The organism is Pseudomonas sp. DCB_AW (genome assembly GCF_026240895.1).
GTDB classification, from domain to species: domain Bacteria; phylum Pseudomonadota; class Gammaproteobacteria; order Pseudomonadales; family Pseudomonadaceae; genus Aquipseudomonas; species Aquipseudomonas kermanshahensis.
On record NZ_JAPFCE010000036.1, the window covers coordinates 13559 to 38182 of the forward strand.

At 62.9% G+C, this 24624-nt stretch carries 20 protein-coding genes; 9 read left to right on the forward strand and 11 right to left on the reverse strand.

Going from position 1 to position 24624, the window contains the following annotated elements; all coding sequences use genetic code 11:
- Window positions 1-29: 29 nt before the first annotated feature.
- On the reverse strand, window positions 30-5462 hold the full coding sequence (locus tag OO306_RS18485) for a DUF6543 domain-containing protein (RefSeq protein WP_323055834.1): 5433 nt from the start codon (window positions 5460-5462) through the stop codon (window positions 30-32).
- Between the two features lie 288 nt (window positions 5463-5750).
- On the opposite strand from OO306_RS18485, the gene dkgB reads away from it, so the two are divergent.
- From dkgB to OO306_RS18510, 5 genes are all read left to right on the forward strand, one after another.
- The gene (gene dkgB / locus OO306_RS18490) at window positions 5751-6554 is read left to right on the forward strand and encodes a 2,5-didehydrogluconate reductase DkgB (protein WP_265969558.1); all 804 of its coding nucleotides are present in this window, start codon (window positions 5751-5753) and stop codon (window positions 6552-6554) included.
- Between the two features lie 147 nt (window positions 6555-6701).
- Window positions 6702-7892, forward strand: a complete 1191-nt coding sequence (locus OO306_RS18495) for an MFS transporter (RefSeq protein WP_265969559.1) — start codon at window positions 6702-6704, stop codon at window positions 7890-7892.
- A 150-nt stretch (window positions 7893-8042) separates the two neighbouring features.
- Complete coding sequence (locus OO306_RS18500; protein ID WP_265969560.1) at window positions 8043-8321, forward strand: hypothetical protein; 279 nt, start codon at window positions 8043-8045, stop codon at window positions 8319-8321.
- Entirely contained in the window at window positions 8308-9039 is a 732-nt protein-coding gene (locus OO306_RS18505; protein WP_265969561.1) for a zeta toxin family protein, read from the forward strand. The genes OO306_RS18500 and OO306_RS18505 overlap by 14 nt, the downstream gene beginning before the upstream one ends.
- Window positions 9040-9203: 164 nt before the next feature.
- Window positions 9204-9668, forward strand: coding sequence for a nuclear transport factor 2 family protein (locus OO306_RS18510; RefSeq protein ID WP_027593888.1), 465 nt, complete (start codon window positions 9204-9206; stop codon window positions 9666-9668).
- A 14-nt stretch (window positions 9669-9682) separates the two neighbouring features.
- Here OO306_RS18510 and OO306_RS18515 read toward each other — a convergent pair whose 3' ends face one another.
- Window positions 9683-11038 (reverse strand): ATP-binding protein, encoded by a 1356-nt coding sequence (locus tag OO306_RS18515; protein WP_265969562.1) that lies wholly within the window; start codon window positions 11036-11038, stop codon window positions 9683-9685.
- On the reverse strand, window positions 11035-11748 hold the full coding sequence (locus OO306_RS18520; protein ID WP_265969563.1) for a response regulator: 714 nt from the start codon (window positions 11746-11748) through the stop codon (window positions 11035-11037). Before OO306_RS18520 ends, OO306_RS18515 begins: the two co-directional genes overlap by 4 nt.
- Window positions 11749-12117: 369 nt before the next feature.
- Here OO306_RS18520 and OO306_RS18525 point away from each other — a divergent pair, with 369 nt between their 5' ends.
- Window positions 12118-12900 carry a VacJ family lipoprotein gene (locus tag OO306_RS18525; RefSeq protein ID WP_265969564.1) on the forward strand — a complete coding sequence of 261 codons (783 nt, stop codon included), beginning with the start codon at window positions 12118-12120 and terminating at the stop codon, window positions 12898-12900.
- Window positions 12893-13135 carry a hypothetical protein gene (locus tag OO306_RS18530; RefSeq protein WP_265969565.1) on the forward strand — a complete coding sequence of 81 codons (243 nt, stop codon included), beginning with the start codon at window positions 12893-12895 and terminating at the stop codon, window positions 13133-13135. Before OO306_RS18525 ends, OO306_RS18530 begins: the two co-directional genes overlap by 8 nt.
- Window positions 13136-13268: 133 nt before the next feature.
- On the opposite strand, the gene OO306_RS18535 is transcribed toward OO306_RS18530, so the two are convergent.
- Complete coding sequence (locus OO306_RS18535) at window positions 13269-14234, reverse strand: ABC transporter substrate-binding protein (RefSeq protein WP_265969566.1); 966 nt, start codon at window positions 14232-14234, stop codon at window positions 13269-13271.
- A gap of 209 nt (window positions 14235-14443) precedes the next feature.
- Here OO306_RS18535 and OO306_RS18540 point away from each other — a divergent pair, with 209 nt between their 5' ends.
- Window positions 14444-15592 carry a M14-type cytosolic carboxypeptidase gene (locus OO306_RS18540; RefSeq protein ID WP_265969567.1) on the forward strand — a complete coding sequence of 383 codons (1149 nt, stop codon included), beginning with the start codon at window positions 14444-14446 and terminating at the stop codon, window positions 15590-15592.
- A 117-nt stretch (window positions 15593-15709) separates the two neighbouring features.
- Here the strand turns inward: OO306_RS18540 and OO306_RS18545 are convergent, their stop codons facing one another.
- Genes OO306_RS18545 through OO306_RS18575 form a run of 7 tightly spaced genes read right to left on the reverse strand, consistent with a single transcriptional unit; the run spans window position 15710 to window position 22056 of the window.
- Window positions 15710-16684 (reverse strand): spore coat U domain-containing protein, encoded by a 975-nt coding sequence (locus OO306_RS18545; protein ID WP_265969568.1) that lies wholly within the window; start codon window positions 16682-16684, stop codon window positions 15710-15712.
- The gene (locus OO306_RS18550; protein ID WP_265969569.1) at window positions 16681-19026 is read right to left on the reverse strand and encodes a fimbria/pilus outer membrane usher protein; all 2346 of its coding nucleotides are present in this window, start codon (window positions 19024-19026) and stop codon (window positions 16681-16683) included. The genes OO306_RS18545 and OO306_RS18550 overlap by 4 nt, the downstream gene beginning before the upstream one ends.
- A gap of 60 nt (window positions 19027-19086) precedes the next feature.
- Entirely contained in the window at window positions 19087-19863 is a 777-nt protein-coding gene (locus OO306_RS18555; RefSeq protein WP_265969570.1) for a molecular chaperone, read from the reverse strand.
- Window positions 19864-19902: 39 nt separating this feature from the next.
- The gene (locus OO306_RS18560; RefSeq protein ID WP_265969571.1) at window positions 19903-20406 is read right to left on the reverse strand and encodes a spore coat U domain-containing protein; all 504 of its coding nucleotides are present in this window, start codon (window positions 20404-20406) and stop codon (window positions 19903-19905) included.
- A 3-nt stretch (window positions 20407-20409) separates the two neighbouring features.
- The gene (locus tag OO306_RS18565; protein WP_027593899.1) at window positions 20410-20943 is read right to left on the reverse strand and encodes a spore coat protein U domain-containing protein; all 534 of its coding nucleotides are present in this window, start codon (window positions 20941-20943) and stop codon (window positions 20410-20412) included.
- Window positions 20944-20961: 18 nt separating this feature from the next.
- Window positions 20962-21498 carry a spore coat U domain-containing protein gene (locus OO306_RS18570; protein ID WP_099429911.1) on the reverse strand — a complete coding sequence of 179 codons (537 nt, stop codon included), beginning with the start codon at window positions 21496-21498 and terminating at the stop codon, window positions 20962-20964.
- A gap of 30 nt (window positions 21499-21528) precedes the next feature.
- On the reverse strand, window positions 21529-22056 hold the full coding sequence (locus OO306_RS18575; RefSeq protein WP_265969572.1) for a spore coat U domain-containing protein: 528 nt from the start codon (window positions 22054-22056) through the stop codon (window positions 21529-21531).
- A 286-nt stretch (window positions 22057-22342) separates the two neighbouring features.
- On the opposite strand from OO306_RS18575, the gene OO306_RS18580 reads away from it, so the two are divergent.
- Complete coding sequence (locus OO306_RS18580; protein ID WP_265969573.1) at window positions 22343-24613, forward strand: ATP-binding protein; 2271 nt, start codon at window positions 22343-22345, stop codon at window positions 24611-24613.
- Window positions 24614-24624: the final 11 nt, after the last annotated feature.

Consider the following 24624-nt stretch of genomic DNA (forward strand, 5'->3'; position numbering starts at 1 on the left):
AACAGCCTTCTCCCTCACCACTGCGGTACTTAATGCTCCTGCGCAGGATGACGCATGCACGCTTCAACGGTGAGTTCACGAATCAACGTATGGAAAACAGCGTTTCGCTCAGCCGCCAGCACTGCGATACGTTGCATGTATTCATTTGGATTGATCGCCAGGGCATCCAACGCATCCACGCGCGCAGTGAAATCCAGTAGCCGAGCATCAAACCGTTCGGTAAAGCGCTGATGGAGATAATCCTGCCAGTACCTGCTGCCTGCAAGCGCTTCGATAAGTGCTTCAGGCCTGCCTTCCTGCAAAAGGGACAACTGTTCGCGAGCCAACTGCACATAGGCACGCTCAAGATCATCACCCAGCAGGCCTTCAGTGCGCAGCGCACGAACCCGGGCGAACTCAAGCCGATCGAGCTGGGCGAGATAGCTCTCGGCCATGCCGTCTCGTTGCGCTTCATCGAAAATGGCCCCTCGAACGCGTGCGTTCAATTCACAGGCGTCGATCAGGCTCCACACTCGCGCCTGTATGGCTTCAACATCCTGTTGAAAATCTGCAGTTCGACTCAAACCTTCCAGGAACGTCAACCAATCTTCGACACCTGGCTCTGCCGTGAGACGCGCCCATTGCGCTTGCCGTTGCTGCTGAAGTGGCGAGGGCAGGCCTTGCAGCCACCGATCACGCGAGGCGTCGACGCCATGATGCTGAGCCTGCGGGTTCGCCATCCTTACCACTACACGTTCCGGCGCACGGGCAGCCTGAGCTTGCAACTGTGGTTCCGGCTGAGGCGGTTGCGCGGGTTCCAACGCTGGCTGGACAGCCGCCAACCGACGCGCGCTGTCTTCAGACAGTGGATTAAGCTGGAGGTTGACGCCCTGAGGGTTCGCTCGGATCAAGCGGACTGCTTCCTCACTCAACTCACTGATACGATTACCATCGAGCCTGAGCGTCACGTTGGGGTGTTCACGCATAAACGCCAATGGGAACTCGCTCAGTTGGCAATTGGCGACGGCCACTCTCTCCAGTGAAGTGCTTTGTGGTAGCGTCGGCAGGCTACCGAGCGGGTTATTGTTCAGGTCCAGCATCCTCAGTGCTGACAATGCGTTCAGTCGAGCGGCGCCACCGACATCCACGACAATCTGGTTGTTCGCCAGGCCCAACTGTTGAAGCCGGCCAAGTCCGCGCAAAGCGTCGGGCACCTGGGTGAGGCGGTTGTCATTCAGAAACAGGGTCGTCAATTCAGTCAATCGCTCCAAGCCTTCAGGCAGCGACACCAACTGGTTATTGGACAATGACAGATCATCCAGCCTGCGCAGGTCACAGACCCATGCCGGTATTTCGCTGAGGTGGCAGTTGTTGATCCGCAACTGAATCAGATTAGTGAAGCGGCTGAAGTAGTCAGGCGCAACGCTGGAAAAATCGATGTTTACCAGCCGCAGCCATCGCAGCCGCCCCCAGCTGATCGTGTCAGGGAACTGCGGCAATGCACCAATCTGCGCACCGTCAATGCGCAGGGCAAAATGTCGCTCGTGGGGGGGCGATACGCTTCCCGGCACCTCCGGCAGCCAGCTGGCAAGCAGACGCCGAGCAAAGGCCAGCCGGTTAGGGTCGTCGCCGCACCATTGCTCCAGGCTTTCTCGCAACGTACTGGCCTGCTCAAGCACATTGAGATGTGCAGCCAGCACCTCCTGCTGTGGCAGACGCGCACTGGCATTGGTCACCTGGTTGCCAATCCTTATCAAGATGGCGCGAAGTGCCTGCACGCGCTGAGGGTCATCTGCAAGCATCTGATCCCCCTCTTGAGGTGCAAACGGATCCATCGGTTCCAAGCGATCATTGGCGTCCAGTCGCTGAACAGACGCCTGGGACAAGGGGTTGTAATCGAGGCAAATACGCGCCCTGTCGCGAGCGATCAATCGCAAAGACTCCTCATCCAGCTCAACGATCCTGTTGCCCTCGAGCGCTAGGCTCATACCCGGATGCTGGCCAAGCAGCTCGGTTGGAAACGCCTGCAGTTGAGTGTTGCGCAGCGTAACCCGTCTCAACTCGATGCTTCTGACCAAAGAAGGCATGCTCGCCAGCGGGTTACCGTCGAGTATCAGCACCTCCAGCTGTTGCATGCTTTCGAGCCGAGCGGCGTTTTGTGCATCGATGACGATACCGTTGCTTTCCAGATTCAAGGTCCGCAGTTCGCCCAGTTGGCCAAGCACTTGCGGGATCACCGTCAAGCGATTGTGCCCCAGGTCCAGGCTCGACAAACGCGCCATGCGCGAAAGTTGAGCCGGCAGTGCCGCCAAGCGGTTGCCTCGCACGCTCACGTGGGTGAGGTGTTCAAGGTTTAACAGCCACTGAGGCAATGCCTCCAAGGCGGTATTAATCAATCTCAAACTACGCAGGCCGGCAAAGTGTTGCGCAGTGAAGGGCGGCAGCTCTGTTGCGCTGGTGTTGCGCAACGTCAAGCCGCTCAGTCGGCCCCAGCCAACGGTGTGCGGGAACGGTGGCACCCCGCCGGTCAGCGCGCCGTCAAGATCAAGTTGGAAGGTTGGCGTTTCACCTGGCAACTGTGGATGCCAAGCCTGCAGAATCTCTTGCGCCATGATCGCTCGCGACGCACTCCAATGCAGTCGCACACCACGGTCCGCACCTGCAGCGCGTTGCGCCGCATCCCCGGCCAGGCTCCAGGTATCCAGGCGGGTGCGCAACGTACTGACCTGCCGGGCCAAGTCAGCATAATGATTCCAGACATCCCGCCTTGGCGTACTGGCAATAGCTTGCGCGTACTGGCGCAGAGTTTGCTCTTCGCGGTCCGGGAACAGGCGCCGCAGGCCTTCGAGAAGGGGCCGAACCTGCGCCTCGTCGATCCCCAACGAAGGTTGTTCTTCTGGCAGCCGCATACCCGGCCTGCCACTTAACGGATAGCCCAAACGCCCGCCGCTCACGCGTGCGAGTGGCCTCAAGCCCAATGACGCGGGGGTCAGCCCAATCAATTGTCCCACCTGCTCGTGGCGCGCGTTTACGCGCTGTCTCAAGCCATCACTCAACTGCGTGGCGGACTGCCCTGCCTCCCCCAGCACACTGCGCTGCGCTGCATCCAGCTGCTTCAGCAACGCTTCGAAGAGGCTCTCACCCTGTATAACGTTAGTCAGCTGTGTGCCAGTGCCGCTGTAAGCCAGGTATTGGTCGTTACCTCGGACAATAATACGCACCTGATCGGCGTTGTTTGCCCCTGCCCAGGCGATCAACTCACCCTCTCTAGTCGCATGGCGTATCTCCACCCTTTCGCCCTCAGGCCAAGGCGCCCAGCCTTCGATCAGCCCAAGGGCCAGCCGCTCGGTATCGGCATTGATCGCCGGTGCTTGCCACAAGCCCGCGCAGGCGCGGTCCACGCGCGCATCGCGCAGGTACCAGCGGGCAGTGCCAGCCAGCGCCATGGGCACTTTCCGCTGAGTGATCATGCGCTGCACCAGGCTTGGCTCGGCATTGGCGACGATCTCCTGCGCACCACGCACACTCAGCCCGGGGAAAGCACCCCGAAGAATACTTGCTTCAGGGGAGGCCAAAGGCTGCTCCGCCTGTAACCGTTGCTCGAATGCTGCGCCCTGCAGCCCGGGCTCACGTTGATGCAGCTGATAGCGTTGCAGGGCATCGAGCAGTTGCGCGGGGGCTGGCGCATTCTGCGCATGCAGGCGGCGTACGCGTGCTTGATCAAAGCCGGTGATGTGCAGCACATCGTTTGCCGTGGCATCGGATACCTCACTCAGCGTGCTACCCAAACGCCTGAACATCTGCGCTGCATCCTGCCACTGCTGCGGAACTTCAAGCGCATGGCGCCAGCCGCCGGCACCATTGTGCTCCAGCAACGGCGCGTAGGCTTGCAGGCGCGTTGGGTGCAAAATGCACAGCTGTCGTGTCAACGGATCCTCAGCGACCCTGTAGGTGCCAGTGTGGGTGCGAAGTCGCTCCTGCCCTGCCTCGCCGCCTCGCTCACCCACCGCCAACGTGTCGTCCAGCACTTCGTAACCCGGCAGTTCGGGGTGTACCAGGCTTACCTGCCCCTCAGTCAACCGCACGGGCACCAACCGGCGCACCAGGCCGGCGCTTTTGAGCACACGCCCAGCAATTACGCCGACGCCGACACCTACCCCGACCAGAGCGATGTTCTCGGCAACGCCCAACAGGTGCTCGAGCGCTCCCTGCCGGTCGCCCAGTTGCCAATCGGCATAGCCCTCGTACACCCCCGAGACCACCTCGACCGCCGCAATGGCCAGTAGGGGCAAGCCCAACCAAGGCACGAACAGGCTCGCTACCCCAAGCACGGACAAGCCTACATCCAGGTAGAAGTGCAGGCGCGCGTTGCGCTCATTACTGTCCTGATCTGCCGTGGGTACCGCCAAGACCCTGGCATCATCAAGCAACGTGTCGAGCTGCACCTTACGCATGTGCTCGAACAGCGGCAGCTCGATAGCTTCATAACGGCCGTCGAGTTCGGCAGGCAGGTGGGCAGCACGCGCTGCTTTTGCTTTGCTCAACGCCTGGGTGAAGGCCATTCGGTCGCGCTGGCCGATGAAGCGCTGGAAAAACGCCTCATAGCCGGGCAGCCGGAACAGCTCACCCAGGCTACTGAACAACGTGTCCCAGTTGCCATACCAGGTAAGTGCCCCCTGCTCGTCACCTGGGATCCAGCAAAGTACGCCTTCCAGAGGTGCAGTTGCCTGCCCGCCTTGCCGCACTTCAAAGGCCATAGCCCCACGAATTTGCTTGCCGAGCAGCCGCAGGGCTTTGGGGATCAACACCGCTGAATCACTGCCCTCGGTGGGCACAGATGACATGAGCGGTAGAAACAGCTGATAGCTTCGCTCATTGATCTCACCCTTCAAGGTCGACAGCCGCACTGCCGCCTCCAATGCTGCCCGGTGGCCCTCTTCGATTATCCGGTTGACACGGTGCCCCTCCTCTAACGGGGCTTGATAGCGGGCCTTGAGGTAGTCCTGATACTGCTTGCCCACATCGAGCGTGCGACAAAGCTCAGCGAATGCCACGGGCGCAAATGCAAGGGGGCTGGCGTTTTCATCGAGCAATGTCGCGCCGTCCTGAGAGGCCGCCTCACCCGCACTGAAGTTGTGCAGTGCGGCCTCAAGCAACGAATGCTTGAAAAACCGCACTTGCGGCTTGCCCAGCAGTTTTGCCAAGGGTGCAGGGAGCACGACTTTCAACTGAATCTGCGCCTTGCTCACGTCCAGCTGCAACTGCTGATCGTGCAGGGCCTGTTGTAACAGGGGGGCGGCAAAGTCATCGAGCCCAGTAGTCCCTTGGTAAAGACCCTGTAGCTGCTGCTGAACGTCCATTTGCTGGCTCAGGCACAGGTTCAGTGCCCTCAGACGCTCCGGTGTGGCACTGGCCAGCCAGTTGGGAAGGCGGCTGGCGATCAACTCGTCCAGCAGGTTGTCGCTATGGGTTGCCATCGGCATGATCGAACGCTCCGCTTAAATTGGGGCTCAATCACATCAGCTGCGCTGCAGGCGGCGGTGGTAGATGAATACCTGCTTGCCATTGAAAAGCGATTACGCAGAGCGCGCATCGCGACGCCATTACCTCTCGGTGCGTTTATCCTCAAGCGCCAATTCTTGCTCCAGACGCAAAGTACTTTGGAGTGACGACGGCTTTATCACCTTCTGGAGAAGCCGCACACTGCTCCCTCACCTGAACAACCACATCAAGCATCGTTCGGTTCACGTAGCCTCATCAGGAGCAAGATCATGAGCATTCCCTCTTTCGGCCTGGGCACCTTCCGCCTCACCGGCCAAGCGGTCATCGATTCGGTCAAGTCGGCCCTGGCGCTGGGCTACCGCGTCATCGACACCGCACAGATCTACAAAAACGAAGCCGAAGTGGGCCAAGCCATCGCCGAAAGCGGTGTGCCGCGCAGCGAGCTGTTCATCACCACCAAGATCTGGGTCGACAACTACGCCGCCGACAAGCTGGTCCCCAGCCTGCGCGAGAGCCTGGCCAAACTGCGTACCGACCATGTCGACCTGTTGCTGATCCACTGGCCGGCACCGGGCAATGGCGTCGAGCTGCGCGAGTACATGGCGGCCCTGGCTGAGGCCAAGGCGCAAGGCCTGACCCGCCAGATCGGTGTGTCCAACTTCAACATCGACCTGACCAAGCAGGCCATCGCGGTGGTTGGCGGGGGCGAAATCGCCACCAACCAGATCGAGCTCAGCCCTTACCTGCAGAATGCCAAGCTGGCCGCGTTCCTCCAGGATCAGGGCATCACCGTCACCTCCTACATGACCCTGGCCTATGGCAAGGTCCTGAAAGACCCGGTGCTGGCCGAGATCGCCGCCAAGCACAAAGCCACCGTCGCGCAAGTGGCCCTGGCCTGGGCCCTGCAATTGGGCTATGCGGTGATTCCGTCGTCGACCAAACGCGAAAACCTGGCCAGCAACCTGCTCGCCCGCGACCTGCGCCTGGACGCCGACGACATGGCGCGCATCGCCACGCTCGAACGCAACGGGCGTGAAGTCAGCCCAGATAGCCTGGCGCCAGCCTGGGACTGATCACCCCGCCGCTGCAGCTTGCACTGTAGGAGCAGCCTTGTGCTGCGAAGAGGCCGGTGAACACAGCATGAATCTTCGCTGTGTTTACGGGCCTCTTCGCAGCACAAGGCTGCTCCTACCCCCCCTTCATCCCATCCGGAGCGCTCGATGAGCACGCTTTCTCCCAAACGGGTCCTGTTCGCCCTGGCCATCGGCGCCTTCGGCATCGGCACTACCGAATTCACCCCCATGGGCCTGTTGCCCGTGATCGCCCAAGGCGTCGATGCAAGCATCCCCAGCGCGGGCATGCTGATCACCGCCTACGCCATCGGCGTGATGGTCGGCGCACCGATCATGACCTTACTGTTCAGCCGCTTCGGCAAGCGCGCCGCGCTGATGTCGCTGATGGCCATCTTCACCCTGGGCAACCTGTTGTCGGCACTTTCGCCGGACTACTACACGCTGCTGGCCTCCCGACTGGTCACCAGCCTCAACCACGGTGCCTTCTTCGGCCTGGGCGCCGTGGTTGCTGCCAGCGTGGTGGCCAAGGACAAACAGGCCAGCGCCGTGGCGACCATGTTCATGGGCCTGACCATCGCCAACATCGGCGGCGTGCCTGCCGCCACCTGGGTCGGCCAGCAGGTCGGCTGGCGCATGGCGTTTGCCGGCACGGCGGTACTCGGCCTGCTGGCCATGGCCGCGCTGTGGTACGCCCTGCCCAAGGGCGAACGCGGCAGCGTGCCCCATGTACGCAAGGAACTGGCCGTGATTGCCCGCCCCAGCGTGCTGCTGGCCATGGCCACCACCGTGCTGGGTGCCGGCGCCATGTTCACCCTGTACACCTACGTGGCGCCGGTGCTGGCCGAGCTGACCGGTGCCTCGGACAGCTTCGTCACCCTCGGGCTGGTCCTGATCGGCGTGGGCTTCACCTTGGGCAACAGCCTCGGCGGCCGCCTGGCCGATTGGTCACTGGACAGCGCGGCACGGATCTTCCTGGGTGCCTTGGCGGTGCTCATGCTGCTGATGCCACTGGTGCTGGGCAGTCACCTGGGCGCCGCACTCGCGCTGCTGGTGTGGGGTGTCTTCACTTTCGCCGTGGTGCCGCCACTGCAGATGCGCGTCATGACCGCCGCCGCCGAGGCCCCAGGGCTGGCCTCTTCGATCAACGTCGGCGCGTTCAACCTTGGCAATGCCGTGGGCGCTGCGCTCGGGGGTGGGGTGATCAGCCTGAACCTGGGCTACGCGGCGGTACCGATGGCAGGTGGGCTGCTGGCGGCTGCGGGGCTGCTTTTGGTATGGCTCGGCGGGCGCGCCAAGGCGCCACAGAAATGCGAACCGGAAACGGACTACATCTCGTAGCGAAAATATGCAAACGGCTTTGTGCGAGACTCTGTGGCGAACGTTTTGCAGGATTGTCCAATGCACCCTACTGATGTCTTTCCACCGAGTCGGCGCTATCATGCCTCCAGTGTATGCAATCTGTTACAGGTTGCCTGGAGGTATTCGTCCATGCCTGAAAAGGTCAACAACCGCGCTGAAAGCGACCTTGATGCGCTGGAGCAACAGGTCCCTCGCCTGGCCAGCGAAGCGACACACTCCGCCTATCAGCGGGCACTGACGCTAAGCCCGCAGGGGGTGCTGCGCATTGACAATGGTGATCTTGTTCGCGAGGCCCCCGACGGTATGAAAACCGTCATCTGCAAAGCAAAGCCTCGGCGTCGGGTCAACGTTGGCGAGGTCGTTATCGTACGCAAGATAAACGAGAAGTCTGCGGATGACGGCGCCTAGGCTTCGCGTATTCGCAGGCCCGAATGGTTCCGGCAAAAGTACGATCAAAGCTGAGCTGCCCCCCGCCCTTACGCGCATTTTCGTGAATGCCGATGAATTGGAGAAAGAAGCGAAAACAACAGGTTTCATCGACCTTTCACCCTTTGCTATCGATATCACCCTGCCAGAACTGATCACTTTTCACCTCGAGCATTACCTAGTCCACCAGAAGCACCTAGCAGGGCAAGCCAAGCACATCGGGCTGCTGGGCACTAGAATCGACTACAGAAACGTTGAGGTCGACTCTTACTTCGCCTCTGTCATCTCGGATTTCATTCGCCAGCAGTTGCTGAAAAGAGGAGTGAGCTTCAGTTTCGAGACGGTGATGTCGCACCCGAGCAAAGTCGAATTCATGCAGCACGCCCAGGCCCGTGGATACCGCACCTACCTCTACTTCGTTTCGACAGAAAACCCTGAAATCAACATCGATCGCGTAGCAATTCGCGTCCAAGAGGGAGGCCACCCTGTCAGATCCGACCTGGTGCGGAAGCGCTATGCCAAAGCATTGGACCTGTTGCCGAATGCAATTGCTTTCAGCAACCGCGCATACATTTTCGACAACTCAGACCGTGCTGCGCTCTGGTTGGCCGAAGTTACCGAAGGGATTCGTCTTGAATATCGCACAGAAGATATTCCTGACTGGTTCTTCGAATCGTATGTAGACCAGTTGGAGCTATGATTACGGCCATTGCCGCTTAGCTCCACCAACCCGTAAATCCCTGCCTCCGCACATCAGCAACATTATTCCGCCGCCCGCAATTATGAAGTGCCGGGCACGCCGATACCCTGTACCGCCCTCGATGACTACGCTCCTAGCTATAAACCACCTGAGGAGTGCCTACGATGCCCCGCCCACCGCTGCCCCCTTTCACCCGCGAAACCGCCATCGAAAAGGTCCGTCTTGCCGAAGACGGCTGGAACAGCCGCGACGCCGCCAAGGTGGCGTTGGCGTACACGCCCGATACCGTGTGGCGTAACCGTGTCGAGTTCCCCCGTGGTCGGGCCGAGGTGGAGGCCTTTCTGACACGCAAGTGGAACCATGAACTGGAGTATCGCCTGATCAAGGAGCTGTGGGCCTTCACCGGCAACCGCATTGCCGTGCGCTACGCCTACGAGTACCACGATGACAGCGGCCAGTGGTTCCGTGCCTATGGCAATGAGAACTGGGAATTTGCCGAGGATGGCCTGATGCAGAACCGCCATTCGAGTATCAACGAGCAACCTATCGCCGAGGCGGATCGCAAGTTCCATTGGCCCCTGGGGCGGCGCCCGGACGATCACCCCGGGCTCAGTGACCTGGGGCTCTGATCGCCACAGGTGGGTCAGCCGACAGGCAGCGTGACCGTGACCTTGAGCCCACCGCCCTGGCGGTTGCTCAGGGTCACGCTACCGCCCTGTTCAAGGACAATAGCGCGCGCCGCCGGCAAGCCCAGGCCGACCCCGCCGGTGTCCTTGTTGCGTGAGCCTTCGATGCGGTAGAAGGGCTCGAAAACGCATGCTTGCAAGTGCTCTGGGATGCCCGGGCCTCGGTCAAGAACGCGGATGATGATCTGCTCGTCAGTGATCGCCAACTGCACCGTCGGCTCGGTGCCGTACTTCACCGCATTTTCGATCAGGTTGACCATCACCCGCTTGATACCAATGGGGCGGCCCACATAGACCCACCGGCGCGGCCCGCTGAGGTCGATGTCCACCCCCGCATCCTTGAAGTCGTCGACCACGGTCGACAACAATTCGCCCAGGTCGAACGCCGTGGCCGGCTCCAGCCGTGCATCATCGCGGAAAAACTGAAGCGCGGCGTCGACCATCGCCTGCATCTCGTCCACGTCCTTGAACAACTTGGCCTGCAGTTCGCCCTCTTCGATGAACTCGGCGCGCAGGCGCATGCGTGTCAACGGGGCGCGCAGGTCATGGGAAATCGCCGCGAGCATCTGCGTGCGGTCGTCGAGAAAATGCTTGAGCTGGGCCTGGGTAGCGTTGAAAGCCAGAATGGCCTGGCGCAGGTCGTAAGGGCCGACCACTGGGATCGGTGGGGCGTTGAAGTCTTTGCCAAAGCGCCGCGCACCTTCGGCGAAGCGCTCCAGAGGGCGGGCCAGGTAGCGTGTGGCAAATAGCGCGAGCGCCAGGCTGGAGACGATCATCAGCGCCACAATGATCAGGTTGCGCGGCAGTTCATCCAGCCCCCAGCTGCGATCGGTGGCGCGATAGAGCAGCCATGACTTGTCTGACAGTTCGATCAGAAGCGCATAGCCACGCGGTTGCGCCTGCGCGGGCAAGTCGGACGGCCCGTAGACTTCGATCTGCGCGTCCGGGCGCGCCAGAAGTGCGCGCAATGTCGGCGCACCTTGGTGAAATTCGTTATCTACCAGGGCTGGCAAACCGGCCTCGTCACGCTGCAGTAGCCATTGCACGCTATACGACACATCACCTGCGGCGCTGGCCAAGGTCGGCCGCTGCGCCACAGGTGCGGCGTCGACCATGCGGGCGACGGTAGCAACCTTCTCAATCAAGCCGCTTTCCAGCAACGGCGGCTGCGCCCAGACGCTGAGCAGCACACCGAACAGCCACTTGAGCAGCAGCAGGCTGAGCATGGCCGCCAGGGTAGTGAGCGCGATCCAGCGGGCAATGGTGACGCGTGGCCGTGGCAGGGCCCTGCGCGCCCAGGCCAACAGCCTCATCGTTTGGTCACGCAGGCGGTGAACAGGTAGCCGACGTTGCGCAAGGTGCGGATCAACGGTTCGCTGTCGCCGTCGCTTTCAAGCTTGCGCCGCAGCCGGCTCACCTGCACGTCGATGCTGCGGTCATAGGCCTCGTGCGCTTCGCCACGCGCCAGGTCCAGCAGTTGCTGGCGGCTGAGCACGCGCCTGGGGTGCTCGGCGAACACCAGCAGCAGCTCGAATTCGCCGTTGGACAAGGGGATCATGACCCCCTCCGGCGAGCGCAACTCACGTCGCAGCACGTCCAGCTGCCAGCCAGAGAATTCGAGTACGGCACGCGACGAGGCAGGCACTGGGCTGCCCGGACTCTCGCCTGCCCGGCGCAGCACCGCCCGCACCCGGGCCAGCAACTCGCGAGCGGCGAACGGCTTGGTCAGGTAGTCGTCCGCGCCCAGCTCCAAGCCCACCACACGGTCGCTCAGTTCGCCCATGGCGGTGAGCATGATCACCGCTACCTTGTACTCGGCCTGCAAGCGCTGGCACAGCACCAGGCCACTGTCGCCCGGTAGCATGACATCCAAAATGACCAAGTCCGGCACGCGCCGTTCGAGTGCCTGCCAAAGGCCTTGGCCATCACTGGCCACATCGACCTCGTAGCCGTGCTGGCGGAGAAACTTCTGCAGCAGGTCGAGTACTTCGACATCATCGTCGACAATCAGCAAATGGCTCACACCGGGGCACCGCGAACAGAGGGAGTAAAAGCTAATGCCCGTCAGTTAGGGCCAAGGGGGCCGCTGCGCGGCCCATCGCAGGCAAGCCAGCTCCTACAGGTGAGCGAAATTCACAAGAAAGACGCTATTCCTGTAGGAGCTGGCTTGTCGGGTCGCCGAACCGCTGCGATGGGCTGCACAGCAGCCCCAATGACAGCCGATGACGCTTAACTGAGTGGCACTAGAGTAAAGGCTTACTTTACGGCCATCCCAGGGCTGCCGTCATATATTTCAACCCGGAAACAAAGTGTCAGCCGGGCAATAATCCAGACATTCCCAGGCAATCAACCGGCCACACCATCGGCGCCAGTTCTTGTCTGGAATGTGCCCATGCCCACCGCTACCCCCACTGCCTGGTTTTCAGCCCGCCATGCGCTACTGGCCTTGTCATTGCTCGCTGCCGGCGGCTGCAGCCAGCGGCCACCTGCCAGTGCCTGTGGCCCTGTGGCCTATCAGCTCAGCGACCCCGCCGAGCCCGCCAACCGCGCCGTGTTCGCCTTCAACCGCAGTGTCGACGATTACCTGCTGGCACCGGTCGCCCGTGGCTATAGCGCATTGCCTGATTTCACCCGGCAGGGCGTCCACAACTTCGCCGCCAACTTCGGCGAACCCAAGGTCTTGGTCAACGACCTGTTGCAAGGCAACGGCGAACGGGCGATGACCAGCCTCACGCGCTTCATGTTCAACACGACCCTGGGCGTCGCCGGCTTGATCGATGTGTCCGGGAAGATGGGGCTACCCCGACACACGTCGGACTTTGGCCAAACCTTCGGCGTGTGGAACATCGCCGATGGCCCGATCGTCGAGCTACCGCTGCTGGGCACCCACAACCTGCGCGATGCGACCGGCAGCGTGCTGAGCTTGGCGGTCGACCCGTTCGGCGACAACAGCGACACGGTCGACACCCTGGGCAATGTGGCCATGGCAGGCAGTGTGGTGGATGGCCGCGCCGAAGCGCTGCCGGTTACCGACACGTTGCGGATCCTGCCTGATTACTACCTGGCCGTGCGTGACTACACCGCCCAACAGCGTGCCGAGCGGGTGGCCGAAGGCAAGGCAGGCGCGCCTGGCAAACGGCCCGCGAGCTGTACCGGGGTACCCTTCGATGAATGATGCCCAGCCGGTGGTGCTGTTCAGGCGCCTGCAGCGCGACACTCGCCAGCAGGTGCTGCACGAGCTCGAGGCGCGGGTCTCCGAGGATGGCCAGCATCTGATTCTGAGCCGCTATCGCGAACGCATGGGCGACGGCGCTGCTGCACAGCAGCGTCACGAAGTGCACCGCCGCGTGCCCATCGCAACGCTGCTGAAGTGGATGGCCCGGCAAAGCCTGGAGCGCGAGCCATCCTGATCAGGACATTCAAAGCGTCATCTTGCTGACTGCGGCAAGCAGCAAGGGCGCCATCTGTTTGTCGGTGATCGCCTTCGACTTCGGAGAAACCCTGTAACTGCCGTGGCCGCTTGCAGGCAAGCCCGCCACAGGGTCAATGTTGAGCGGCCAGTGCATCGGCTGCGGGCACGCTGAAGCCGCTGGCGAAGGTCGGTGACACATCCAGCCGTTGGCTCATCAGGCCGTGGGCTTTATAGAAGTCGGCGGTTTCCTGTTGTTCGGCAATGGTGGTGGCATCGATGGCCTGCCAGCGCAATTGGCGGCGTTCGAACTGCAGGCGCGCGGCCTCTTCAGGGAAGCCGATGATCGCCGCGAGGGTTTTCGAATAACTGTCCAGGTGCTGATACGCCCAGACCTGGGCGCCGGCCAGGCGTGCCAGGTAGTCCTGCAGTGCGGCCCGGCGTGGCGCATCCTCCAGCGCGCTGTCGGTGGCTGCGAGGAAGCTGTTGCCGCTGGACAGGCCACGGCCATTGACCAGCACCCTGCCCTGCCCGCTCAACTCGGACAGCGCGGTGTAGGGCTCCCAGGTCGACCAGGCGTCCACCGCGCCATTGGCCAAGGCAATCTTGGCATCGACCGGGCCGAGAAAGCGAAACTCCACGTCCTTTTCCGACAGGCCAGCCTGGTCCAGGGCCTTGAGCGCCAGGTGATGGCCAATCGACCCGCGGCCCGTGGCGATGCGCTTGCCCTTGAGGTCGGCGGCGCTGTTGAAGGGCGCGTCGGGGTTCACCAACAATGCCGTGCCGTAAGGGTCGGACTTGTCGACGGCGATCGCCTTGACCGGCGCCCCTGAGGCGAGCACGAACAGCAACGGTGCATCGCCGATGATGCCGGCATCGATCGCCCCAGCATTCAGCGCCTCGGCCAAGGGCGCAGCGGCGGGGAACTCGGCCCATTGAATGTCGTAGGGCAAGTCGCGCAAGGCACCGGCGGCCTCCAGCTGCGCACGCATGTTGCCTTTCTGGTCACCAATGCGCAGGGTCAGGCGTTCGGTTGCGAAGGCTTGGGTCGCCAGCAATGCGCTGGCGGCAATCATCAGAAGGTGGGATCGGATGGACATCCGCGGCTCCTTGCAGGTAGGGAACCTGGACTCTAGCGGCAGCCAGTTAATAAATGAAATTAATTTTAGCGATAACCTAATATGCAAAACAACGCACAAACCAGTGACTATCGAACCCTCGACACCTGAAGCAACAGGCCACCTGCATCACTCAAGCGCGCAACCGGTGTACAGTAACCCCACAACAAAGCCCGTCAAGGAGCCCGGCGATGACCGTGACGCTGTCCCCCCTGCAGATCGACTGCGATTTCGATTCCGGCAACATCCAGGTACTGGATGCCAGCAACCCTGCCAAGGTCCACCTGAACATCCGGCCGGACACCCACAGCGGCCACTTCCAGTGGTTTCACTTCAAGGTCAGCGGGTTGACGCCGGGCCAGGTCCATCGCTTCAGCCTGGATAACGCCTCCGCATCCTCCTACAAGAATGCCTGGGCCGGGTACAACGCCGTGGCCTCCTACGACCAGCAGACCTGGTTCCGCGTACCCAGCCAGTTCGATGGCAAGGCATTGTCATTCGAAGTGACTGCCGAGCAGGAACAAATCTGGTTCGCCTATTTCGAGCCCTACCCGCGCGCGCGCCACAATCAACTGATCGAGCGCGCCAAGCAGATCCCCGGTGTCGAACTGCTGGCCAGCGGCCGCAGCGTGCAAGGGCGCGATATCCCCTTGCTGCGTGCAGGCGACGGCGCAACCGGCAAGCGCAAGCTGTGGCTGATTGCCCAGCAACACCCGGGCGAGCACATGGCCGAGTGGTTCATGGAGGGCGTGATCGACCGCCTGCAAGCCAACGATGGCCAGGTGCAGCAACTGCTGGCAAAGGCTGACCTGTACCTGATCCCCAACATGAACCCGGACGGCGCCTTCCTCGGGCATCTGCGCACCAACTTCAAGGGCAAGGACCTCAACCGTGCCTGGCAGGACGCCAGCGTCGAGTTCAGCCCTGAGGTGTTCTTTGCCCAGGCGCAGATGAAGCAGTACGGGGTGGATGCGTTCATCGATGTGCACGGGGATGAAGAAATCCCCCATGTGTTCACTGCGGCGTGCGAGGGCAACCCCGGTTACACACCACGCCTGGCTAAGCTGGAGGAGCAGTTCCGGAGCACGCTGTGCAGCGTGACCCCGGACTTCCAGACCGTGCATGGCTATACACGTGATGAGCCTGGGCAAGCCAATACCACGCTGGCGTGCAATGCGGTGGGCATGGCTCATGACTGCCTGTCACTGACGCTGGAAATGCCCTTCAAGGACCATGACGATGCACCCAATGCCGTTACCGGGTGGTCTGGGGCGCGGTCGAAGGCGCTGGCAGGGGCAGTGTTGGAGACATTGCTGAAGATGGCTGACGACCTGCGTTGACCTTCAAGGCCCCTTCGCGGGGCAAGCCCGCTCCCACAATTTGAGGCTACACAGTTCGGGTGGGAGCGGCGGTGCGGCGGTCCGACTTGCCCGCGAAGAGGCAGGTTCAGTAGAACGCTAAAACTGCACATCCAACGTCACACTGTCGGTGTAGCTCGCCGCCGGCGGTGTGGCCTGGTCGGTGTACACCTTGGCGTTGTAGTTGAACACCTGGCTGCCTGTCCCCGTACCCACCCCTGGATTGATATCGGCATCACTGCTCGAACGCCGGGCACCGGTGACCGAGCCCCAGCGCACTGCACTGGCGCTCTTGAAGATATCGTAGGCCAGGTAATTGTTGGCCGCCGACTTCATCCTGCGCCGCCCACCCGACACGTTCTGCCCGTCATCCAGCCCCACCGTGTAGCTGGTGCCCTTGGTACATGACAGGCTCACGCCTTGGTTCACCGTGGCAAACCCCGACACCACCGGCGCACTGCCGAAACTGATGGTGGGTGTGGTGATCTGGCAGTCGTTGCTGACCGTCAGGCTGACCGTGAGAAACTGGGTGCCGGAACTGTTATCTCGGCCGATGCACAAACCGCCAATGCCTATCCCATCGCAGTAGTTCCAGGCCCAGTTGACGCTCAGCGTCTCCTGGTAAAGCCCTGCCGCGACGTTACTGTTGAGCTGCGTGCGCATGTAGATCGGCACCGCCTTGGGTGTACCGTTGAGCAACCCGAGCAGGTCAAGAATGCCGTTGCGGGCAAAATCGAAGGCCACACCACGGGTGATCGGGTAGTTGGTGCTGCTGTCGGCATACAGCGTGTAGGGGATGACGTCACCGGTGGGGCCGACCAAACCTCCGGTAGCCGGCAGAATGGTCGCTTTAAAGGTATCGCCACTGCCGAGCACACTGAGCACCGAGCCGTTGCACTGCAACCCCGAATTGCTGCTGAAAGCGGTCTGTACTGTGCTGCGGACCAGGGTCGAACTGATGGTGCCAAACGCTGCGGGCGAGGTTGGCACCGACAAACACTTGCCCCACGCCGCACCTGCCGGCAGCAGCAGCAGCAGCGCGCACGCCCACAACCCTCGCTGCCAGGCCTTCATCGGCACACCAATGGGCCGATCAAGGGAACAGAACCTGCGCCTTCAGGCAGGTCGAATTCGACTTGGCACTGCCCTCCGCCCTCCAGCGCCACCTGCAGCCGGTTGTGCGGCGAGAGGTTCTCCAGGTAGACCAACCCATCCCAGCCAACCACCGCCTGGCTGCCACTTTCCTCGTGGGTCACTCGGCTGCCGAGCTTGATCACCTGCTGGCTAGCGTCCACCAACTCGATACTCGCCGCCAGCACGCGCCTGAGCGGGAACTCCAGCAAGTAGCCGCTGCCACGACGCACCGCCACACGCTGCTCCACTTCGGGTGCCAGGATGTCGGGCGGCAGGTCCATCGGGTCGATCTCATACTTGCCCCGGTAGTAACCGCTGCTGTACGGCACCAGCAAATGGCCGCTGCTGTCGGTGCGGCCGATCTGCTGGTTCTCGTAGCGCACCGGCACATCGGCGTAGCCGTTGGTGCTGACCACCACGAAGGCGTCGTCGATGCGGTTGGCGGCGAACACCCCGGCGTCCATCCAGACCAGCGAGCCGCTGGCGTCTGCCCAACGGGTCATCTCGCCACTGCTGCCGTATACACCGGCCTGCAACTGCACCGACTGCAGGCGCCAGGTGACATCGGCCTGGCGATAGGCATCGCGGTTGCCACCGGTGGCATACCCCAGGTTGTACCCGACGCCGCCACCCACCGGCACCGCCCTGCTGTAGTTGACCCGCTGCAAGTCCTCGCCTTCCTTGCTGCGTTCTGCGCTTAACGCCAGGGTACCGTTAAGGTCGAACGGCATGACCAATTGCGCCTGCACAGCCCACTGGCTGTCACCGATTTCGCGGTTGGCCGACAGGTAGATGCTGCTGTTGCCCCACAGCGGCTTGCTCCAGCTCAGGTTGATCAGGCGCGTGCGCGAAGCGTCTGCGGCGCGTACGTCGAAATAGCCAGCGCCGAGGCTGCCGTATTCATTGAGGTTGAGGCTGACGGTGACCTGCTCGCTACGTTGGCTCAACTGCATGTCCGGGCTGTCGACCCGAGACAGGTCGGCGTAGTCGCCATGGCGCTGCAGGCGCTGGTAGCTGAAGCCGATGCGCTGGCTGTTGTACTGGTAGCCGAGGGCGACCTGATGGCCCTTCTCGCCGTCGAACTGGCTCTGTGCCAAGGCCGCATTCAGCACCCCGAAGTTGCCCAGGCGCATGTTGCCACCCAAGCCGCCCAGTACCAGTGACTCGGCGGTTTCGAGGTGGCTCTCCAGGGTAAAGCTGTCGCTGAGGCCATAGCGCAAGCTCCCCGAGGCGACTCCTGGGCCATAACTGAAATCGCGCACTGCATAATCGCGGCGCAGGCTACCGGCAGCTACCGAGAAGTCCGACAGGCCCTTTTGCAGCAGGCTGCTGGTGACATAGAACGGCAGCGTGGTCGACACCTGCCGGCCGAGGGCGTCGGTGGTTACCACCACCGCCTCGCCAGCACCGTTGATGAACGGCACGTTGGTCAGGGTGTACGGGCCAGGTTGCAGCTCGGTACTGCTGGACTTGTAGCCGTTGATGAACAGGTCCAGCGAGGTCGGTACCGCCGCCTCTCCGGCGAATGCGGGCAGCGGGTAGGTCACCAGGTCCGGACGAGCCGCGAAATCGCGCGACAGTTGCAGGCCGCCGACCCGCACCGCGCTGGTCCAGGGCAAGGCACCGGTGACGAAATCACCGGCTTCGTAGCTGAGCAGCCGTTGTTCATCAGTGAAGCGCCAGGTGCTGTCGTAACGCAGGAAGCCCTGGCGCGACTGATCGGCCTGGGCGCCATTGAACGACTGGCGCCACTGGCCGGTACTGGAGAACGTCCCCCAGCTGTCGAACAGGCGCAGTTCGTTCCAGGCTGCCAGGTAGGTGCCACCCTCATCGGTGTCATTCAGGTACAGGTCGTAGTTGAACAAGGCGCCGAAACTGCTGCGCGCATCGCTGGCCGGGTACAGGTTGCGATCGCCCACCTGTTGGTCCGGCAGCCAGGCCGGCGGCACCTGCAGTAGCAGGCGCTGGTTCTGGCTGTCGTAGTCGGCGTGCAGGCCTGGCACGGCATCCAGTGCCACCTCGCCCTGGGGATCGTTCGGCAGGCTGATGCCGGCCGCGCGCAGCACATCACTGCCCAGAAACAGTTGCCCGGCCCGTTGCTGCACGGGCACCAGTTCAGCCCTGGGCATCTGGTTCACCAGCAGGTCGAGGTACAGCGTGGCGTCGGCGATGGCGGACATCTCCGTGGGCGGTGGCGGCAGGTCGTCGGCCAGCGCCAGGCAGGGGCCGAACAGGGCCAGCCCCAGGCACCAGCGGCGCGGCGTCGCCGACAGCCATTTCACACACGGTTTCCGACCATTGCCGGGTCCTCCCTGGCCCCTGCCCTTCATTCAGCCGCAGGCTCATTGACCTTGGCGGATGGCATCCGCCACGTTCTGGCCATTGACCCGCCCTTTCAGCACACTGCCGGCGCTCGGCGCCATCGGCGCCGGCCAACGCATGCTGGCACCGGGCAATACATAGCCCAGCAGGCCTTCGGCCAGCGGTTTGCTCTGGCTGCCTTGCTGCACCACCACATCGGTCAGGCGCGCATGCACCGGGCCGGTGTTGCGCAGCTCGACGTAGGGTTTGCCCTGCACGGTCACTGCGTGCCAGCTCAGTTGCGGCTTGCCCACTCCTTCGGCATTACGTTTGCCTTCAGGGTCGGCCTTGCCCCACAACCCTTCGCCGTAGACGAACAGCGGCACCGAATAACGCATCTGCAGGCGGATCGCGGCCGTAGCGCCCTGGCTGGCGTTGTCTGCCGGGACTGCTGGGGGGATTTCGTCGATGATGATGCGATAGGCCTGCTCTTGGCCGGCGGGCGAACTGCCGGTGCGGGTCAGGCGGATCAACTGCTTTTGCCCCGGGGCGATATTGGCCACGGGCGGGCTGCCAATGATGTCGCGCTGTGCCTGAAACTGCTCTTGGTAATCACCCTGGCGCCAAGCGAACACCCGCACCTGCAGGTTCGCCGGCGCAGAGCCGCGGTTTTCCAGCCACAGTGCGCCGGCCTTCTGGTCAGCCTCCAGCACCGGGTCAATCGGCCAGATCAGCACCGAGGTGGCTGCCCCCGCCGGCAGGCTTGCCAGCAGCGATAACCCGATCAAACCACGCGCCCACTTCGCGCCTGCCCACATGCCACTCTCCTTAGACTGCTGTCATGGGTGCTGGCCGTTTCACCAGGTCACCGTCACTTGCACTACATCGGTGTAGGTCCCTGCCGGCAGCGTGCCGGTCAACTGGGTTCTGCCGTACACCGGCAATTTGATGGACGTGGGGTCGGTGTAACTGACCGCCACGCTCTGGCCAATGCCTAAGGCTTGGCTGTACGCCGCGTCGCGGTACAACTGGTAGGCCAACACTTGCGTGCCGCCCGTACGCTTGAGGTTGCGTGTGCCACTGGCGTTGTTCTGGCCGCCGTCCAGGCTCATGTTCAGGGTTACCCCGGGTGTGCACTGAAACGTCACACTGGCGCCCCCCAGTGAGGTGCTCAGGGTGCCGCTGGCCAGCGCCGACTGGGTGCCGAAGTCGAGCGTGCCGTAGTTGCTCACGCCACCGACCACCAGGCAACCGGCGACGATCTGCGCATTCACCTGGAACGTGCTGGTGGGCACCGCCCCCAGGGGCGTGGCCAGCAGCACACCGATACCCGTGATGCCACTTGCCAGCCAACCGCGCATGGCTCAGAAGGTCAGCTCGACGGCCACCGTGTCGGTGTACACCCCCGCTGGCAGGCCCGCCTTGCCGCGCGCCTGGCCATACAGGTTGACGGTCTGGGCCACACCGGTACTGGTCGGCAAGGTGATGGTGGCGTCAATGACCAGAACCTGGGTGCGCCCGGTATCGGTGTAGAAGTCGTAGGGCACGAAGTTGCCGGCGCCATCGGCGAGTGCACGCGTGCCGCCGCTGGACTGACCATCGTGGCTACCGGCCCGCACGCGGATCGCCGGGATGCTGCCCGCCGAACACAGGATGCTCAGGGCGCTACCCGTGCCGCCAAGCACCTGGGCATTGGCAGTACCGAACAGGGCATCCTGGGTGCCGAAGTTGAGGGTACCGAAGTTCAACCCTGAGCTCGCGGAACTGCCATTGACCTGGCAGGCCGCGATCAGTGTCAGCGTCGAGGTGATGTTACCGGTCACCGTGGCGGCCTGGGCCTGGGAAGCCAAGGCCAAACCGAGGCCGGCGAGGATGCAGTGGGTGAGGTTCGTGCGCATCGAAGTCTCCTTGCGTGGTTACCAGTCCAGGGTCACTCTCAGGGTGTCGCGGTACAGCCCGGCAGGCAGCGCGCGCGGTTGCGCCACTACCACGCCGTAGATCGGAATCGGTATCTGCTGGGTGCTGCTGATGGTGAAGGCGCGGGCCTGGCCGATGCCGTAGCGGCTGTTGCCACCCGGGTCCACCGCCAGTTGATAAGGGATCAGTTCACGGCCGTTGCTCAGGCGCCGTACGCCGTCATTGCCATTCAGGCCGCCGTTGATCCGCACGTTGAAGGCCCTGACCTCGGGCGTGCAACTGATCTGCAAGCTGCCCTCGCCGGCCACTTCGTCGACCCGGCTGCGCAGTGGCTGGTCCCAATTCGGGCCACGTTCACCGAAGTCCATCAGGCCAGGGTTGCCCAGGGTTGCAGGCTGGTCGGTGCCGCTGCTGATCTGGCAGGCCGCACTGATCACCAGCCGCGCCTGGATGAACCCGGTGGTGGTGCCATGGGCCGCACCACCGGGCAACAGCAGCGGGCCGAGGGTAAGCAGCAGGATCGAGGTGCGGTTCATGGCGTCGCGTCCTTGTGCATGGTGGCATCCTTACCAGGTGACCGTGATCTTGAGCAGGTCGCCATACAGGCCTGCCTGTGGTACCCAGGCCAGTTTGTCGATGCGGGCATAGAGTGGCAGTTCGATCGAACCGCTGCTCGGCACCCGCGCCGAGTGCGCGACATCGACCGCCAACGGCTCGCGCCAGGCGGGGTCGCGGTACAAGCGATAAGGAATAGGCCGGACCTTGCCGTCGTCGTTGGCCAGAAAGCGCAGTTCACCTGCGCCACCGTGCTGGCCGCCATCGACCCGCACCTGATAGGGCGTGTCGGGGTTGCATTCCAAGCGTGGCGGCCGCTGGCTGTGCAGTACACCGCTCAAGGGCGCGCCTGGGCCATCGAGCCGCGCGGCACTGCCCAGGTCGATCAGGCCCAGCGCTTGTGCCCCGGCATCTCGCGTCTGGTTGACCAGCATGCAACCCCGCTGCACCAGGACCCGCACTTCAACGAGAAAGTCCGTCGCTACGGCACTGCCGCTCAACAACAGGCCAAACAACGCGGCCAAAAAGCGTTCCGTCACTTTATAATCCTTATCGCTGTGTGCTGACGCTTTGCATTGAAGCTGTGTACCCACTGGAGCGTAGCAGCGGGGTGGAATAGCAGTGATGGCTTCAAGCCATTTTTTTGTATTAGCGATAAAGCGATAGCGGGCGTTCGCGGCCACCGCGAAAAAATCTTCGATGCCACCGAACCCCTCGTCGCACAGTGCCTCCAATGGCCATGAGCCGGCAAATCAGCCGACATTCTGGTACGGTGCATGTCAACCATCGTCCTGCACCAGACACGTGACCGCTGCATGGGCGGGCATGACAGGAGCGTTTTCATTGTTAACTGCAGACAACCCCCTCGCCGAGGCCGTAGAGCGCTGTGCCCAGGAGCCGATCCAGGTGCCGGGCAGCATCCAGCCCCACGGGTTTCTGCTGGTGCTGGACGAGACCGACCTGCACATCCTCCAGGCCAGCGAAAACGCCGAGCACTGGCTAGGCTTGCCCGCCAGGGAGCTGCTGGGCTGCCCTTTGGCCGAGCTGGTCGGTGACGGCTTCGATATGCGCGCGCACCTTGCACGCCTGCCCGACGACGAGGCCTTTCCGTTCCATATCGGCGACGTGTGCCTGCGCCCAGGTGCGCTCTGGCGCGACAAGCTGCGCGTGCTGGCCCACCGTCACGACCAGGTGCTGATCGTCGAGTTCGAGCCTGTGCGCTTGCCGGCCGACCTGGCTGAGCAAGGTGATTACTACCCACTGGTGCGCAGCTTCGTCGGCAACCTGCACCTGGCCGCCAGCCTTGAAGACCTGCTGCAGCAGTCGGTGGAACAGCTCAAGCGCATCACCGGGTTCGGCCGGGTCAAGGCGTACCGGTTCGACAGCGAAGGCAATGGCCAGGTGCTGGCCGAGGTGGCCGACCCCGGCTACCCCAGCTATCTGGGCCTGTGCTTCCCCGCCTCGGACATCCCGCGCCAGGCGCGCGAACTGTATCGGGTCAACCGCATTCGCGTGATCGAAGACGCCAACTACCAGCCCTCCAAGCTGGTACCCGCCGCCAACCCCCGCACCGGCAAGGCGCTGGACATGAGTTTCGCCGCGCTGCGCAGCGTGTCGCCGGTGCACCTGCAGTACATGCGCAACATGGGCACGCTGGCCTCGATGTCGCTGTCGATCGTGGTCGACGGGCAACTGTGGGGGCTGGTGTCCTGCCACCATGACCAGCCACGCCCGGTGGACCTGCGTACCCGTACCGCCTGTGAGCTGCTGGCCAGCGTGTTGTCGCTGCAGATCGAGTCGCGTGAATCCCACGCCAGCACGCGTACCCTGCTCGACCTGCGCCAGCACATCGTGCGGATGATCTCGTCAATGGCCGATCACGACAGCGTCAGTGAGGGCCTGCGCGACCTGCCCGATGTGCTGCTGGAGTTCGCCGGAGCCAGCGGCGCTGCAGTGATCTCCGCCGACCGCTGCGACCTGATCGGCAAGACGCCACCGCAGGCGCAAGTCACGGCGCTGGTGCACTGGTTGGCCCAGCGCGGTGAGGGCACGGTCTTTCACAGCGACAACGTACGCCGCGACATCGACGAGCTGCCTGAACTGGCAGACCATGTCGGCGGTGTGCTGGCAGTGGCCATCTCTCAAATCCACTCGCACTACCTGCTGTGGTTCCGCCCCGAGCAGGTGCGCACGGTCAACTGGGCCGGGCAGCCAAGCAAACAGGTCGGGCCGCAAGGCCAGCTCGACCCGCGGCACAGCTTTGAACGCTGGCAGGAAGAGGTACGCGGCTTTTGCCAAGCCTGGGACCCGTTGATCGTCGAAGGCGTGGTGGAGCTGCGCACTGCCGTGCTGGGCATCGTCCTGCGCAAGGCCGAAGAGCTGGCACAACTGGCCGGCGAACTGCGCCGCTCGAACAAAGAACTCGAAGCCTTTTCCTATAGCGTGTCCCACGACCTGCGTGCGCCCTTGCGGCACATTGCCGGGTACACCGAGTTGCTCGGCGAAATCGAAGGCCAAGGCCTGAGCGAGCGCGGCCGGCGTTTCTTGCAGCACATAGGCGAAGCCGCGCAGTTCGCTGGCAGCCTGGTGGACAACCTGCTGAATTTCTCGCAAATGGGCCGCTCGGCCCTGCGCCTGTCGGATGTCGACCTCAATGCCCTGGTCGACGCCATACGCGCCGAGCTGGCACCGGACTACCAGGGCCGCGAAATTGTCTGGGACATCGCCCCCCTGCCCAAGGTGATCGCTGACCCGGCGTTCATCAACCTGGCGCTGCAAAACCTGATTGGCAACGCCATCAAATACACCCGCGGTCGCGACCCTGCGCGCATCGAGATCCGCGCCCAGGAGCACCCAGACGAGGTCGAGGTGTGCATCCGCGATAACGGCGTAGGCTTCGACATGGCCTACGCCAACAAGCTGTTCGGCGTGTTCCAGCGCCTGCACCGCATGGAAGACTTCGAAGGCACCGGGATAGGCCTGGCAAGCGTACGCCGCATCATTGAGCGCCATGACGGCCGTGTCTGGGCCGAAGGCCAGATCGACCAGGGCGCCAGTTTCCATTTCACCCTCCCGCGCCCCGCCGCGACTACATGAGGCCCCTGTAC